Genomic DNA, 17,091 nt, shown 5'->3' with positions numbered 1-17,091 from the left:
AAAATCTTAAACGAGTAGTATATCTTATTAATTGTATCATGAAGCAATTTAAATATCATGACAATTTAGTTTGAAAAACACACTTTGTGTTGACGTTGTGTTTTATGGGATATAGTATAGTAAGGAATGTAAATGAAGGAGTGAATGCTATGACTGAACAAGATAATGCACATCATTCTGAACAAATAAAAACGAATCTTAAATCACGTTTAAATCGAATTGAAGGACAAGTGAGAGCGATTAATCGCATGATTGAAGAAGATGTCTATTGTGATGATGTCCTTACGCAAATAAGAGCGACACGTTCGGCGTTAAACAGTGTTGCGATAAAGTTATTAGAACAACATATGAAAAGTTGTATTATGAATAAAGTTAATCAAGGTGCTCAGGAAGAGGCAATGGAAGAGTTATTAGTGACTTTTCAAAAATTGATTAAAGACTAAAGGAGTTTAAGATGATACATCAAAATACGATTTACACAGCGGGAATTGAAACAGAAGAACAAGTAAGTCAATTGACAGAACGCATTTCAAATATGATAGGTGTTCATCAAGTGAATATTAATATAATAGATGGTCAAGTAACTGTATCGTATGAGACACCAGCAAATTTGAATAGTATTGAAAAAGAAATCTATGATGAAGGATACAAAATTGTATTTTAGGGTATAATGTAGAGTGCGCTATAGATTTTAATTTTGAAAATAAATTAAAAATTTTGTAAATGATGTAGTAAAGGTATGTCGAATAGGGTAAGATAATATTGAAAGCGATCCAAACGAGGTGATAATAATGAAACGTCCTGAAAAGATTCAAAATGTAGTCAAACTATTGTCATCATTAGGTGTGAATATTAAAAAAACTAAATCTCGTTTAGACATTATTAATACTTTGCCAGCATCTAATAAAGTAAGTCACGAATTAAAATAATTGACTGTGATTGTGAATCACACACCGTTAAAGCTATCGTCGGACTATTCGATGATAGCTTTTTTGACTGGATTTACTAAAATGAAAGCAAGTACTATATAACAAAATCCCTCTTTAGAGTGTACATTTTACAATGTGTACTTCAAAGAGGGATTGTTATTATCGAGTAATATCTATATATGACATTTTAAATCGACGACGTAAATAGACTATATAACGTCATCTTGAAAAGTTATGATATTTGAAACTCAAAATAGTTTAAATTAATTACTTTTTGGATGGTATAAATCGACATATCGTTTTGGTTCATGATAATAAATTGATAAGACTATACCTATTCCAGTCATCATACTCCATAGCGCACTACCACCATAACTAATAAATGGTAATGGAATACCAGTGATTGGTAACAACTGAATTGTCATACCAATATTTTGTAAAATATGGAACACAAGTAAAGTGACGAAACCAACGATAAAGATTTTGTTAAATTGATCTTCAATTTTCGCAGCTAATCTTATTAGATGGAAGATTAAAAATAAAAATATTAAGATCAATATGACAGAACCGATAAAGCCAAGTTCCTCTCCAATCACTGAAAAGATAAAGTCAGTATGATTTTCAGGTATATAAACTTCACCGTGATTGTATCCTTTACCTAGTAACTGTCCAGAACCGATAGCTTTAAGTGATTCAGTTAAATGATAGCCATCACCACTACTATATGTATAGGGGTCAAGCCATGAATTGATTCGTCCCATTTGATACAGTTGGACACCTAATAAATTTTCAATTAATGCGGGTGCATATAGAATACCTAAAATGACTGTCATTGCACCAACAATACCTGTAATAAAGATAGGTGCTAAGATACGCCATGTTATACCACTTACTAACATCACACCTGCAATAATAGCAGCTAATACTAATGTAGTTCCTAGGTCATTTTGCAGTAATATTAAAATACTTGGTACTAACGAGACACCAATAATTTTGAAAAATAATAACAAATCACTTTGGAATGATTTATTGAATGTGAATTGATTATGTCTAGAAACGACACGCGCTAATGCTAAAATTAAAATAATTTTCATGAATTCAGATGGCTGAATACTGATAGGGCCAAACGTGTACCAACTTTTGGCACCATTGATAATAGGTGTAATAGGTGACTCAGGAATAACGAGCAAGCCTATTAATAATAGACAGATTAAGAAATACAATAAATATGTATAATGTTTAATCTTTTTAGGTGAAATAAACATGATGATACCTGCAAAAATTGCACCTAAAATGTAATAAAAAATTTGTCTGATACCGAAATTAGCACTGTATTGACCACCGCCCATTGCCGAGTTAATAAGCAGAACACTGAAAATTGCTAAAACAGCTATAGTGGCTACTAATACCCAGTCTACTTTGCGAAGCCAATGCTTATCCGGCTGTTGACGAGATGAATAATTCATTGCAAACTCCTTTTATACTCACTAATGTTTATATCAATTTTACATGACTTTTTAAAAATTAGCTAGAATATCACAGTGATATCAGCTATAGATTTCAATTTGAATTAGGAATAAAATAGAAGGGAATATTGTTCTGATTATAAATGAATCAACATAGATACAGACACATAAGTCCTCGTTTTTAAAATGCAAAATAGCATTAAAATGTGATACTATTAAGATTCAAAGATGCGAATAAATCAATTAACAATAGGACTAAATCAATATTAATTTATATTAAGGTAGCAAACCCTGATATATCATTGGAGGAAAACGAAATGACAAAAGAAAATATTTGTATCGTTTTTGGAGGGAAAAGTGCAGAACACGAAGTATCGATTCTGACAGCACAAAATGTATTAAATGCAATAGATAAAGACAAATATCATGTTGATATCATTTATATTACCAATGATGGTGATTGGAGAAAGCAAAATAATATTACAGCTGAAATTAAATCTACTGATGAGCTTCATTTAGAAAATGGAGAGGCGCTTGAGATTTCACAGCTATTGAAAGAAAGTAGTTCAGGACAACCATACGATGCAGTATTCCCATTATTACATGGTCCTAATGGTGAAGATGGCACGATTCAAGGGCTTTTTGAAGTTTTGGATGTACCATATGTAGGAAATGGTGTATTGTCAGCTGCAAGTTCTATGGACAAACTTGTAATGAAACAATTATTTGAACATCGAGGGTTACCACAGTTACCTTATATTAGTTTCTTACGTTCTGAATATGAAAAATATGAACATAACATTTTAAAATTAGTAAATGATAAATTAAATTACCCAGTCTTTGTTAAACCTGCTAACTTAGGGTCAAGTGTAGGTATCAGTAAATGTAATAATGAAGCGGAACTTAAAGAAGGTATTAAAGAAGCATTCCAATTTGACCGTAAGCTTGTTATAGAACAAGGCGTTAACGCACGTGAAATTGAAGTAGCAGTTTTAGGAAATGACTATCCTGAAGCGACATGGCCAGGTGAAGTCGTAAAAGATGTCGCGTTTTACGATTACAAATCAAAATATAAAGATGGTAAGGTTCAATTACAAATTCCAGCTGACTTAGACGAAGATGTTCAATTAACGCTTAGAAATATGGCATTAGAGGCATTCAAAGCGACAGATTGTTCTGGTTTAGTCCGTGCTGATTTCTTTGTAACAGAAGACAACCAAATATATATTAATGAAACAAATGCAATGCCTGGATTTACGGCTTTCAGTATGTATCCAAAGTTATGGGAAAATATGGGCTTATCTTATCCAGAATTGATTACAAAACTTATCGAGCTTGCTAAAGAACGTCACCAGGATAAACAGAAAAATAAATACAAAATTGACTAACTGAGGTTGTTATTATGATTAATGTTACATTAAAGCAAATTCAATCATGGATTCCTTGTGAAATTGAAGATCAATTTTTAAATCAAGAGATAAATGGAGTCACAATTGATTCACGAGCAATTTCTAAAAATATGTTATTTATACCATTTAAAGGTGAAAATGTTGACGGTCATCGCTTTGTCTCTAAAGCATTACAAGATGGTGCTGGGGCTGCTTTTTATCAAAGAGGGACACCTATAGATGAAAATGTAAGCGGGCCTATTATATGGGTTGAAGACACATTAACGGCATTACAACAATTGGCACAAGCTTACTTGAGACATGTAAACCCTAAAGTAATTGCCGTCACAGGGTCTAATGGTAAAACAACGACTAAAGATATGATTGAAAGTGTATTGCATACCGAATTTAAAGTTAAGAAAACGCAAGGTAATTACAATAATGAAATTGGTTTACCTTTAACTATTTTGGAATTAGATAATGATACTGAAATATCAATATTGGAGATGGGGATGTCAGGTTTCCATGAAATTGAATTTCTGTCAAACCTCGCTCAACCAGATATTGCAGTTATAACTAATATTGGTGAGTCACATATGCAAGATTTAGGTTCGCGCGAGGGGATTGCTAAAGCTAAATCTGAAATTACAATAGGTCTAAAAGATAATGGTACGTTTATATATGATGGCGATGAACCATTATTGAAACCACATGTTAAAGAAGTTGAAAATGCAAAATGTATTAGTATTGGTGTTGCTACTGATAATGCATTAGTTTGTTCTGTTGATGATAGAGATACTACAGGTATTTCATTTACGATTAATAATAAAGAACATTACGATCTGCCAATATTAGGAAAGCATAATATGAAAAATGCGACGATTGCCATTGCGGTTGGTCATGAATTAGGTTTGACATATAACACAATCTATCAAAATTTAAAAAATGTCAGCTTAACTGGTATGCGTATGGAGCAACATACATTAGAAAATGATATTACTGTGATAAATGATGCCTATAATGCAAGTCCTACAAGTATGAGAGCAGCTATTGATACACTGGGTACTTTGACAGGGCGTCGCATTCTAATTTTAGGAGATGTTTTAGAATTAGGTGAAAATAGCAAAGAAATGCATATCGGTGTAGGTAATTATTTAGAAGAAAAGCATATAGATGTGTTGTATACGTTTGGTAATGAAGCGAAGTATATTTATGATTCGGGCCAGCAACATGTCGAAAAAGCACAACACTTCAATTCTAAAGACGATATGATAGAAGTTTTAACAAGCGATTTAAAAGCGCATGACCGTGTATTAGTTAAAGGATCACGTGGTATGAAGTTAGAAGAAGTTGTAAATGCTTTAATTTCATAGAGATTAGTCGAGCGACCTTTTACTTATAAAAATGATTTGAATTAATACTAAAAGATTACAAAGAAGAGGTGGTTTTGTGTGTAAATACAAAATTGCCTTTTTCTTTTTATGTTAAATCTATAAATTTGAAACTAAATCAAGGTTAATTCTATGTACACACTTTATATAGGAAGTAGTTTGAATGTTTATATAATGTTTTACAAAAAGATGTAGTATTATAATGTCTAATTTCACATGTGTTTCAGTAAAATTTGTTGTGGAATGTTAACGATATACGTATTTTATAAAAAATTTTTTATAATGATTATTCGAATGATGCGTAACGCTTACATCTTATCTAATGCTAGCTTTTTGACAAAAATATGACAATCAATTAATGTGATTCTAATAAATATTCGCAAATTGCTTTATTGCGATTAAATTTTTTTGGTGGTACTATATAGAAGTTGATGAAATATTAATGAACTTATATGCAAAAGTATATTGAGAAATAAACAGGTAAAAAGGAGAATTATTTTGCAAAATTTTAAAGAACTAGGGATTTCGGATAATACGGTTCAGTCACTTGAATCAATGGGATTTAAAGAGCCGACACCTATCCAAAAAGACAGTATCCCTTATGCGTTACAAGGAATTGATATCCTTGGGCAAGCTCAAACCGGTACAGGTAAAACAGGAGCATTCGGTATTCCTTTAATTGAGAAAGTAGTAGGGAAACAAGGGGTTCAATCGTTGATTTTAGCACCTACAAGAGAATTGGCAATGCAGGTAGCTGAACAATTAAGAGAATTTAGCCGTGGACAAGGTGTCCAAGTTGTTACTGTATTCGGTGGTATGCCTATCGAACGCCAAATTAAAGCCTTGAAAAAAGGCCCACAAATCGTAGTCGGAACACCTGGGCGTGTTATCGACCATTTAAATCGTCGCACATTAAAAACGGACGGAATTCATACTTTGATTTTAGATGAAGCTGATGAAATGATGAATATGGGATTCATCGATGATATGAGATTTATTATGGATAAAATTCCAGCAGTACAACGTCAAACAATGTTGTTCTCAGCTACAATGCCTAAAGCAATCCAAGCTTTAGTACAACAATTTATGAAATCACCAAAAATCATTAAGACAATGAATAATGAAATGTCTGATCCACAAATCGAAGAATTCTATACAATTGTTAAAGAATTAGAGAAATTTGATACATTTACAAATTTCCTAGATGTTCATCAACCTGAATTAGCAATCGTATTCGGACGTACAAAACGTCGTGTTGATGAATTAACAAGTGCTTTGATTTCTAAAGGATATAAAGCTGAAGGCTTACATGGTGATATTACACAAGCGAAACGTTTAGAAGTATTAAAGAAATTTAAAAATGACCAAATTAATATTTTAGTCGCTACTGATGTAGCAGCAAGAGGACTAGATATTTCTGGTGTGAGTCATGTTTATAACTTTGATATACCTCAAGATACTGAAAGCTATACACACCGTATTGGTCGTACGGGTCGTGCTGGTAAAGAAGGTATCGCTGTAACGTTTGTTAATCCAATCGAAATGGATTATATCAGACAAATTGAAGATGCAAACGGTAGAAAAATGAGTGCACTTCGTCCACCTCATCGTAAAGAAGTACTTCAAGCACGTGAAGATGACATCAAAGAAAAAGTTGAAAACTGGATGTCTAAAGAGTCAGAATCACGCTTGAAACGCATTTCTACAGAGTTGTTAAATGAATATAACGATGTTGATTTAGTTGCTGCACTTTTACAAGAGTTAGTAGAAGCGAACGATGAAGTTGAAGTTCAATTAACTTTTGAAAAACCATTATCTCGCAAAGGCCGTAATGGTAAACCAAGCGGTTCTCGTAACAGAAATAGTAAGCGTGGTAATCCTAAATTTGACAGTAAGAGTAAACGTTCAAAAGGATACTCAAGTAAGAAGAAAAGTACAAAAAAATTCGACCGTAAAGAGAAGAGCAGCGGTGGAAGCAGACCTATGAAAGGTCGCACATTTGCTGACCATCAAAAATAATTTATAGATTAAGAGCTTAAAGATGTAATGTCTTGAGCTCTTTTTTGTTGGTTCTTCATCTTTTATGGTGGGAAGGTAAAACTTCCTGCTTTTTTTAATACACAAAAAGCGCAATTGCCTCTATAATTTAAAGTGACCAAACCCAAACTAAAGGAGACAAGTGCGCCTATGTGTAATGATACCTTAGAATTACTAAGAATAAAAGATGAAAATATAAAATATATAAACCAAGAAATTGACGTCATTATCAAAGGAAAAAAAGCAACAGTGGTTAATGCTGTACTAACGTATAAGCCTTCGGCCTGTTATTGTTGTGGAGTTAAAAATGAAGGACAAATTCATAAACATGGTAAGCGTGTTTCTCGTATTACTTTACTTAAAACTCAAGGGTATAACACATACCTCAACTTAGCTAAACAACGTTTTAAATGCTTAGAATGCAATGGCACTTTTACTGCTAAAACGTCAATTGTTGATGAGTCGTGTTTTATCTCAAGATGTGTTACTCAAAAAGTTATAGAAGAAGCTACTAAAGTTAAAACAGAGATTGATACTGCAGAAGATAACTGTATCTCTCCATCTACTGTAAGTCGTATTAGAACTAAAGCGGCTAATTCATTACGAATTAAACCGTTTAATTGTTTGCCAGAACACATCGCTATGGATGAATTTAAAAGCGTTAAAAATGTAACTGGATCAATGAGTTTCATTTTTATAGATAATGATACTCATGATGTTATAGATATTTTAGAAAATAGAACTACAAGATTCTTGCGTGCCTATTTCGAGCGATTCGATTTAAAAAATCGACAACAAGTTAAGACGGTTACTATTGACATGTATGAACCCTATGTCCGATTATTTCGCGACCTATTTCCTAATGCAGCTATTATTTTTGACAGATTCCATATCGTTCAACATTTAAATAGGGAACTTAATAAGTATCGTGTACAAGTTATGAATGAATACCGTAATAAAAAAGGACCTAATTATACAATTTTTAAGAATAACTGGAAAGTTCTATTGATGGATACTAGTAAAACCATATTTAGTAAATACAGATGGAATAAATCTTTTAAGGCTTATAAACGCTCATCTGACATTGTAGAATTCATGCTTTCAAAAGACGATATACTACGACGCTCCTACGAACTTGTCCAAGGATTAAGAAAAGATCTAAGGTTATGTAATTGGCCTAAATTTATTAATCGTTTAAATTCAGTTAGTAAAAAGTCTGTGAGTAAAGGTGTATGGAAAGTGGTTAAATATTATAGAAAACATCAAAGGATGTTAAGAAATACAATTTATTACCCAGCATTTAATAATGGTGCTATAGAAGGAATTAATAATAAGATAAAATTAATCAAGCGAATTTCTTTTGGTTACAGAAATTTCAACAACTTTAAAGCACGTATAATGATGATTTTCAGCTTATACAAAGGAGAAAAAAAGAAGACAACCAAGCCCAATAATGGACTGGCCGCCTAATAATAAAAACTCTAAAAGTTGTAATTTAAAATAGTTCTTTAAATTATATACCCACCACATTTGGTGGAGAACCTTTTTGTTTTCAATAATTGATTCTCTGTAGATATCAAAGTACTAACGTTTTAAAGGTTAAATATTTAATTGGATTGAGATCTGTATGCGGTTATATCATTCTGTGTAAATATAAATATGAATCTAGAATATAACAACTACTTAAATTAAGAATAATCGAACATAAATAAACTTTATGAAATTTCAGTATCATGTTCTTATAAAAAACAATAGGGCTTTTTGCTGACGCTAGTGCGCGATAAATAATAAGTTGAATATAAAAAAGATCACTGCCAATCATTCGTTTAATGGCAGCGATCTTTTTTATTTAATTATTTCTCTTTCCACTGCAACATTTGATAACCAATGCGTGGATGTGTTTTAATAATATCTTTTGCGTCCTCATGACATTGTGAAAGTTTTTGTCTTAATGATGTCATATGCACTCTTAAACTAGGCATTTCAGTCTTATTAACATAGCCATATATTCGTTTTAATATCATCTCATAAGTGAGTACTTTTCCTTTATGATTTGACAATAGTTCTAACAAGCTAAATTCATTTGGCGTCAAATGTACCTCCTGATTATTAATAACAACAGATTTGGAGCCAAAGTCGATGCTTAGCAAACCGTTAGTAAATACAATGTTAGTTTCTTGATGTGACTTAGCGATTCTCTCGATGACTCGTATTCGTGCCCGAAGCTCATCAACATTAAAAGGTTTAGTCATATAGTCATTCGCACCGTTATCTAAAGCTTGAATAATTGTTTGTTCTTCTTGTCTTGCACTTATTACAATGATAGGAATGTCAGTATGTTGCCTGATTTCTGAAATCAAACATAATCCATCTTTATCTGGTAAACCTAAATCTAATAAAATGACATCTGGTTTATCAATTTGAATTTTAAAGTGTGCTTGTGTGGCATTGTCGGCTGTAGTTACATTGTAATAATCTAAAGTTAATGCAACATCAAGTAAATGTGTGATTGCGTGATCATCTTCAATTATCAATATTTTAGATTGCATTATACGTCTCCTTCGTTAAAGTCTGTATATATATTGAAATAGAATATACTGCCGTGTGGTTGGTTCGGTTTATATTGTAAGTTTGATTGATGTTTGTGTAGGATAGTCTGTACTAAATATAAGCCTAGTCCCATGCTTTCTTTTTGGTTATCTTTAAAATATTTATTTGATCCTGTGTAAAAAGGCTCGAATATCTTTTGTTGTTCTTCTAAACTAATTCCAGGTCCTTCGTCTATAACGGCAAATTCGATTTGTTCATAGCTAGCATAACGAATAGATAAATTGATTTTGGTGTCAGTAGAAGTGTGTTTAACTGCATTTTCAATCAAATTGAATAAAGCTTGTAAAATCAACTTACTGTCAATGTGTATAAACTGTAAATTTACGGAGGATGATACAGTTATACGCTTTTTTAAATGGCGACGTTCTAAAATCATATCGATTTCTTCTACTAATTCACTAACGAGATAAGGTTGCAATTTTATCTGAACATTTGATGACTGTAATTTTGTTAATGATAAAATATTTGTCACTAATAGATATAAATACTGACTTTCTTGAAAACTATGTACAAGTAATTGTTCCTTTTCTATGATAGACATATCTTTACTATGTGATACTAAAATATCTAAATTTCCCATAATTGTTGTTAACGGTGTACGTATGTCATGCGAAATTGATCTTAAAAAATTTGAATGTGTCAGTTGACGTTCAGCCTGTAACATGGATTCTCTCGTTTGTTTAAGTAACGTCACATTTTCAACGGCGAGAGAAAGTTCATTTAACATTGATTCTAATATTGATGCATCATATGGATTAATCACTTGAGAACTTTGGTAATCAATGGCTAGAATGCCTTTAATCGGAGATGTGCCAATTGGTATCAACCATTTATTAATGCCTGGAAATGTATCTGTTGTTGCACCAGCTTGTCTTTCATTTTTAATTACCCAGCTTAATGCTTGTTCATGCTGTTGAGTCGTATTATCGATATGGTTTTGCAATGGTATTGTTTTAATTACTTTCGATTGATTGATAACGTATATAGTAATTGATTGTTGCAATAATTGATTAATTTGGTATCCAGCATTTATTAGTAAGTTTTCAACTGTATAAGTTTGTTTAATCGAATCATTAAATTGAAATAATAAATCTGTACGATAAAGTTGCTTTTTAGTAATGGAGTATTGGAATTTAATTTGTTTTAATAAAGCACTCGTTAAAATACTTGTTAAAATGCTAACGATAAATGTAATAGGATAGTCAAAGCGATATACTTCAAATGTATATCTAGGTTCCGTAAAAAAATAATTAAAAACAAATACGTTAATAATTGCTGCTAAAAAGCCAATGATGAAGGACCGCGTCCAAATGGATAATAAAATGATGCCGATGAGAAAAATCATTAAAATAATCGTACTAGACTCATGCTTATCAAGTTGATAAATCCACAGTCCCATCATTACACAAATTATTTGAATCAAAATCATTTTTAACATATCTATGGCGAAACGTTTGCCTTTAGGACGATAGGGTGATTTGTTCATTTTCAATTCAACAGGTATTTGTTTGATTGGAACGATTTCGATTTTATAGCTATGTTCAAAGGACATTAAATGGTCAATTAAAGGTGTATTGAAAAAGTCTCGCCACTTATTTCTAATATGTTGTCCGATAATTAATTTGGTTACATCTTGATTTTTACACCATTCGTCTAATCCTAATGCAACGGTTTGGCTATAAACTACTTTTACTTTTGCTCCTAATGATTTTGCAAGCATGAGATGTTGATGCACTTGCTTTTGACTATCTTTATATTGCCTGTTTTTTTCGAATACATCTATATAAATAGCAGTGAACTTCGCATGTTCTTTTTGAGCAATATGGAATGCCTCTTTAATTACTGCTTCATTATAAATGCTCCCACTAATTGCCACAGCAATATGAGGTTTGAGTGACGTTTTATGGTTGTGTCGGACTTTTTCTTTATCACTCATCAAGTCGGCAACTGTTCTTAACGTCAATGTACGCAGTTCGCTTAGGTGGGCATACGTAAAGAAATTACTAAATGCTACATCTAGCCTATCCTTTTTATATACCTTGCCAGCTTTTAAGCGTTTAATTAATTGTTCAGGTGAGATATCTACGACTTCTAATACATCGGCGCTCATTATGAAATAGTCGGGTACACGTTCTTTAACATGTACACCGGTCATCAGTTCAATTTGACTACTTAAACTTTCAATATGTTGAATGTTCAAAGTGGTATGAACATCGATACCATGATTTAAAATTTCTTCAATATCCATATATCGTTTCTCATGACGATCTCTAGAAATATTCGTATGTGCTAACTCATCGATAAGTACTATTGTCGGCGATTCTTCGATTATGCGGTCGACATCTAAATATTGAAAATGATGACTACCATGTTTAGTAAAATTGGTTGTGATTTTAGGTAATTGTTCAGCTAATGCATTTGTTTCATCACGCTGATGCGGTTCAATATATCCTATTTTAATATCAACGTTACTTTGAAATAGTTCAATGGCATTTGAAAGCATCTCAAATGTTTTACCAACACCTGGACTGTAACCGATGTAAATTGTTAAAGATCCACGCTTTTTTCCTATGTTTAGCGATTCAGTGTTTGACATAACCTTCACCTCGATAGCAATATCATAATATTCTTCACAATTAAATGCTATAAAATTTATTTCTGCATACACATCTTAATGATTTCTTAATAACTAAGTTTGAAAATTAATATTTCTCTCATAAACAAGTTGTTACGATGTTGTTGTGTTGTAAGGAGGTTATGGCAATGCTCATCGTTTTATTACTGGTAGTTATTGCATTAGTTTTGTATTTATTTTATGCCTTAATTCGTAGTGAAAAATTTTAGAAATATATTAAGTGAGGGTTATCATGGAAATAATTTTGTTTCTAACAATGATGGTTATGATTACGTATGTTTTTAGTGGATATCTATATCGCGTAGCATTGGTGCAATCGTCAAGAGTAGATTTAATATTTACTAGATTTGAAAATATGTGTTTTAAAATTATCGGCACAGATTTAGAACACATGTCAGCTAAAACATATGTCAAACATTTTCTGGCATTTAATGGATTTATGGGGTTTATAACATTTGTATTGCTAATAGTTCAGCAATGGCTTTTTTTAAATCCAAATCATATTTTAAACCAATCGATAGATTTAGCGTTTAATACAGCAATATCTTTTTTAACAAATAGTAATTTACAACACTATAACGGTGAATCAGATGTGACATATTTAACGCAAATGATTGTAATGACATATTTAATGTTTACATCTAGTGCATCAGGTTACGCCGTTTGTATAGCGATGTTGAGACGTTTAACTGGATTAACTAATATCATTGGTAATTTTTATCAAGATATTGTTCGGTTTATTGTCCGAGTACTTTTACCATTATCATGTTTAATTAGTATTTTATTGATGACTCAAGGTGTACCACAAACGTTGCATGCTAATTTAATGATTCGGACTTTAAGCGGACATATTCAACATATTGCATTTGGACCTATTGCATCACTTGAATCAATAAAACATCTTGGTACGAATGGTGGAGGATTTTTAGCAGGAAATTCTGCAACACCTTTTGAAAATCCAAATATTTGGAGCAATTTTATAGAAATGGGCAGTATGATGTTACTTCCTATGTCAATGTTGTTCTTATTTGGTCGCATGTTAAGTAGACATGGTAAACGAGTACATCGTCATGCGTTGATATTATTTGTCGCAATGTTTTTCATTTTTATAGCAATTCTTACATTAACTATGTGGAGTGAGTATCGTGGTAATCCAATACTAGCGAATTTAGGCATTTATGGACCGAATATGGAAGGTAAAGAGGTACGGTTTGGAGCAGGTTTGTCAGCACTATTTACAGTTATTACGACGGCATTTACAACGGGTTCTGTTAATAACATGCATGATAGCTTAACGCCTATAGGTGGATTAGGACCAATGGTATTAATGATGCTAAATGTTGTATTTGGTGGCGAAGGCGTAGGACTCATGAATTTATTGATATTTGTCTTACTGACGGTGTTTATATGCAGTTTGATGGTTGGTAAAACACCAGAATATTTAAATATGCCAATTGGCGCCCGTGAAATGAAATGTATTGTCTTAGTCTTTCTCATACACCCAATTTTAATTTTAGTATTTTCAGCACTTGCTTTTATGATTCCTGGAGCAAGTGAAAGTATAACGAATCCGTCTTTTCATGGTATTTCACAAGTTATGTATGAAATGACATCAGCTGCTGCGAACAATGGATCAGGGTTTGAAGGACTGAAAGATGATACAACATTCTGGAATATCTCTACAGGAATCATTATGTTGCTTTCTCGTTATATACCAATTATTTTGCAATTAATGATTGCATCAAGTTTAGTGAATAAAAAATCATACCATCAAGATAAATATACAATAGCGATTGATAAACCTTATTTTGGCGTATCACTAATCGTATTTATCGTTTTACTAAGTGGTTTGACATTTATTCCAGTACTATTACTTGGTCCTATTGGTGAATTTTTAACTTTAAAATAAAGTAAAGGGATGGAAAAAATGCATCATGTAAATAAATATTTCAATCAAACAATGGTGATAGAAGCTTTGAAAATGAGTTTTTATAAGCTGAATCCTAAACAATTAATAAAAAATCCGATAATGTTTGTCGTTGAGGTTGGAATGGTTTTAACGTTGATATTAATATGTTTTCCTGACATATTTGGAACTAGCTATCTATCGCGAGGTTATTTGATTACAATTTTTATCATATTATTAATAACTATATTGTTTGCTAATTTTTCAGAAGCCTTTGCTGAAGGTCGTGGAAAAGCGCAAGCTGATAGTTTAAGACAAGCACAATCAAATTTAACTGCTCGATTGATAGAAGAAAATGGTGCGTATCGGATAGTGAACGCCACAGAGTTAAAAGCCGGACAAAATATTCGGGTAGAAAATGGAGAAACAATCCCTGCTGATGGCGTTGTAATAAATGGATTAGCAACCGTTGATGAATCTGCAATTACTGGTGAGTCTGCACCTGTGATAAAAGAATCAGGTGGCGATTTTGATGGAGTCATTGGCGGTACACTTGTAACATCTGATTGGTTAGAAATACGTGTTGAGAGTGAAGCGGGTACATCTTTTTTAGATAAAATGATTGCCTTAGTTGAAGGGGCGGAAAGAAATAAAACACCAAATGAAATTGCACTTTTTACATTATTAACAACGTTAACAATTATATTTTTAGTCGTTATTGTAACGTTATATCCAATAGCATCTTACCTGCATTTAATTTTACCTATTGCGATGCTCATTGCGTTAACAGTATGTTTAATACCAACGACAATCGGTGGTTTGTTATCGGCGATTGGTATTGCAGGCATGGATCGTGTTACTCAATTCAATGTATTAGCGAAAAGTGGGCGTGCTGTAGAAGTATGTGGAGATGTCGATGTAATGATTTTAGACAAGACAGGGACAATCACTTATGGCAATCGAATCGCTAGTGAATTTTTACCAGTGAATCAACAAATGCTGGAAAAATTGATAGTCGCTGCTTATATGTCATCAATCTACGATGATACGCCAGAAGGAAAAAGTATTGTACGATTAGCGAAGCAGATGTATATAAATGAGCTGCCTAAAGACATTGATGGCACATATAAGCCTTTTACAGCTGAAACTAGAATGAGCGGAATCATTACAAATGAAATATCGGTATTCAAAGGTGCACCTAATAGTATGATAAATCTTGTCAAACAACAACAAGGCAATATTCCTCTTAACATTGAGTCTCTCTGTATGGATGTATCGAGTAAAGGTGGCACACCATTAATAGTCATTGAAAACAATGTCATGCTTGGCGTGATTTATTTAAAAGATGTGATTAAAGATGGTCTTGTAGAACGATTTACTGAATTGAGAAAAATGGGGATTGAAACAGTTATGTGTACAGGTGATAATGCTTTAACAGCAGCTACAATTGCAAAAGAAGCCGGGGTTGATAGATTTGTTGCAGAGTGTAAACCCGAAGATAAAATTAAAGTCATCAAAGATGAACAAGCGAAAGGCCATATTGTTGCGATGACAGGAGATGGTACAAATGATGCACCTGCGCTAGCACAAGCGAATATAGGATTAGCTATGAACTCAGGGACAATTAGTGCTAAAGAGGCAGCTAATCTAATTGATTTAGATTCGAATCCTACAAAGTTAATAGAGGTTGTAAAAATAGGCAAACAATTATTAATGACGAGAGGTGCATTAACGACATTTAGTTTGGCTAATGACGTAGCAAAATACTTTGCAATTTTACCTGCACTAATGATGTCAACAATTCCAGAAATGACTTCACTAAATATTATGCATTTATCGTCACCTAAATCTGCAATTATATCAGCTTTGATATTCAATGCATTAATCATTGTTGCCTTAATTCCAATTGCCATGAAAGGTGTAAAAGTAAAGGGTTACAGCATTGATAGAATCTTTATAAATAATATGTTGATTTATGGATTAGGTGGATTAATCGTCCCGTTTTTAGGCATTAAATTAATAGATATGATTGTACAATTTTTTGTGTAAAGAGGAAGGAGCCTGTACCATGAATACGATAAGAAATAGTATTTGTTTAACGATAATAACTATGGTATTATGTGGATTTTTATTCCCGTTAGCTATCACGTTAATTGGTCAAATATTTTTTTATCAACAAGCAAATGGCAGTTTAATTACGTATGACAATCGTATAGTTGGATCAAAATTGATTGGACAGCACTGGACAGAGACACGATATTTTCACGGGAGACCGAGTGCAGTTGATTATAATATGAATCCTGAAAAATTATATAAAAACGGCGTATCTTCAGGTGGAAGTAATGAATCGAATGGAAACACCGAATTAATAGCACGCATGAAACATCATGTTAAATTTGGGAATTCAAATGTAACAATAGATGCTGCAACAAGTTCTGGGTCGGGCTTAGATCCGCATATTACGGTCGAAAATGCATTGAAGCAAGCACCTCGTATTGCTGATGCTCGTCATGTATCTACTTCAAGAGTGGCCGACTTGATTCAACATCGTAAGCAGCGTGGTGTGTTAACAAATGATTATGTGAATGTGCTTGAACTAAATATCGCTCTTGATAAGATGAAAGATTGATTATAGATGAAAGGCATCATGTTGATAAAATTATAACATGGTGTCTTTTTAGCAATTCAAGCACTTTCTGCTTAATTAAATTTTTAGATGTACCTTTAGG

14 protein-coding genes and 1 pseudogene are annotated in these 17,091 nt (G+C 32.5%); 12 read left to right on the top strand and 3 right to left on the bottom strand.

What is annotated here, in order from left to right; genetic code table 11:
* Positions 1-149: 149 nt before the first annotated feature.
* From csoR to NSS86_RS09295, 3 genes are all read left to right on the top strand, one after another.
* Positions 150-443, top strand: a complete 294-nt coding sequence (gene csoR / locus NSS86_RS09305; protein WP_000138932.1) for a copper-sensing transcriptional repressor CsoR — start codon at positions 150-152, stop codon at positions 441-443.
* Positions 444-454: 11 nt separating this feature from the next.
* Complete coding sequence (locus NSS86_RS09300) at positions 455-664, top strand: heavy metal-associated domain-containing protein (RefSeq protein ID WP_000581792.1); 210 nt, start codon at positions 455-457, stop codon at positions 662-664.
* A gap of 127 nt (positions 665-791) precedes the next feature.
* A complete protein-coding gene (locus tag NSS86_RS09295) occupies positions 792-929 on the top strand; it encodes an Lmo0850 family protein (protein ID WP_000828354.1) in 138 nt (45 codons plus the stop codon).
* Positions 930-1,192: 263 nt separating this feature from the next.
* On the opposite strand, the gene NSS86_RS09290 is transcribed toward NSS86_RS09295, so the two are convergent.
* Positions 1,193-2,395, bottom strand: a complete 1,203-nt coding sequence (locus tag NSS86_RS09290) for an FtsW/RodA/SpoVE family cell cycle protein (protein ID WP_001109939.1) — start codon at positions 2,393-2,395, stop codon at positions 1,193-1,195.
* Positions 2,396-2,712: 317 nt separating this feature from the next.
* On the opposite strand from NSS86_RS09290, the gene NSS86_RS09285 reads away from it, so the two are divergent.
* The 5 genes and pseudogenes from NSS86_RS09285 to NSS86_RS09265 form a co-directional block, all read left to right on the top strand.
* On the top strand, positions 2,713-3,783 hold the full coding sequence (locus NSS86_RS09285) for a D-alanine--D-alanine ligase (RefSeq protein ID WP_000159631.1): 1,071 nt from the start codon (positions 2,713-2,715) through the stop codon (positions 3,781-3,783).
* Between the two features lie 14 nt (positions 3,784-3,797).
* Positions 3,798-5,156: a UDP-N-acetylmuramoyl-tripeptide--D-alanyl-D-alanine ligase gene (gene murF, locus NSS86_RS09280; protein WP_000611464.1), complete on the top strand. Its 1,359-nt coding sequence runs from the start codon at positions 3,798-3,800 to the stop codon at positions 5,154-5,156.
* 516 nt (positions 5,157-5,672) lie between these two features.
* The gene (locus NSS86_RS09275) at positions 5,673-7,193 is read left to right on the top strand and encodes a DEAD/DEAH box helicase (RefSeq protein ID WP_001178942.1); all 1,521 of its coding nucleotides are present in this window, start codon (positions 5,673-5,675) and stop codon (positions 7,191-7,193) included.
* A gap of 168 nt (positions 7,194-7,361) precedes the next feature.
* Positions 7,362-8,681 (top strand): ISL3-like element IS1181 family transposase, encoded by a 1,320-nt coding sequence (locus NSS86_RS09270; RefSeq protein ID WP_001557163.1) that lies wholly within the window; start codon positions 7,362-7,364, stop codon positions 8,679-8,681.
* A 2-nt stretch (positions 8,682-8,683) separates the two neighbouring features.
* Positions 8,684-8,755 (top strand): annotated as a pseudogene (locus NSS86_RS09265) (hypothetical protein); the annotation flags it as partial.
* Positions 8,756-9,064: 309 nt separating this feature from the next.
* Here NSS86_RS09265 and NSS86_RS09260 read toward each other — a convergent pair.
* Together NSS86_RS09260 and NSS86_RS09255 are read right to left on the bottom strand one after the other, a co-directional pair.
* Positions 9,065-9,760 carry a response regulator transcription factor gene (locus NSS86_RS09260; protein ID WP_001190841.1) on the bottom strand — a complete coding sequence of 232 codons (696 nt, stop codon included), beginning with the start codon at positions 9,758-9,760 and terminating at the stop codon, positions 9,065-9,067.
* The gene (locus NSS86_RS09255) at positions 9,760-12,417 is read right to left on the bottom strand and encodes a sensor histidine kinase KdpD (protein ID WP_000072278.1); all 2,658 of its coding nucleotides are present in this window, start codon (positions 12,415-12,417) and stop codon (positions 9,760-9,762) included. The genes NSS86_RS09260 and NSS86_RS09255 overlap by 1 nt, the downstream gene beginning before the upstream one ends.
* 137 nt (positions 12,418-12,554) lie before the next feature.
* Between NSS86_RS09255 and kdpF the strand changes: the two genes are divergently transcribed.
* The 4 genes from kdpF to NSS86_RS09235 are packed head-to-tail and all read left to right on the top strand — an operon-like array spanning position 12,555 to position 16,991.
* Positions 12,555-12,665: a K(+)-transporting ATPase subunit F gene (kdpF, locus tag NSS86_RS09250; protein WP_001789641.1), complete on the top strand. Its 111-nt coding sequence runs from the start codon at positions 12,555-12,557 to the stop codon at positions 12,663-12,665.
* Positions 12,666-12,688: 23 nt separating this feature from the next.
* Complete coding sequence (kdpA, locus tag NSS86_RS09245; RefSeq protein WP_000402651.1) at positions 12,689-14,365, top strand: potassium-transporting ATPase subunit KdpA; 1,677 nt, start codon at positions 12,689-12,691, stop codon at positions 14,363-14,365.
* 18 nt (positions 14,366-14,383) lie between these two features.
* Complete coding sequence (kdpB, locus tag NSS86_RS09240; protein ID WP_000546611.1) at positions 14,384-16,411, top strand: potassium-transporting ATPase subunit KdpB; 2,028 nt, start codon at positions 14,384-14,386, stop codon at positions 16,409-16,411.
* Between the two features lie 19 nt (positions 16,412-16,430).
* A complete protein-coding gene (locus tag NSS86_RS09235) occupies positions 16,431-16,991 on the top strand; it encodes a K(+)-transporting ATPase subunit C (RefSeq protein ID WP_001092411.1) in 561 nt (186 codons plus the stop codon).
* Positions 16,992-17,091 lie beyond the last annotated feature (100 nt).

The organism is Staphylococcus sp. FSL W8-0056 (assembly GCF_037963075.1).
GTDB lineage: Bacteria > Bacillota > Bacilli > Staphylococcales > Staphylococcaceae > Staphylococcus > Staphylococcus aureus.
Note: the sequence above shows the minus strand (reverse complement) of the source record. Positions and strands in the feature narration are given on the sequence as shown.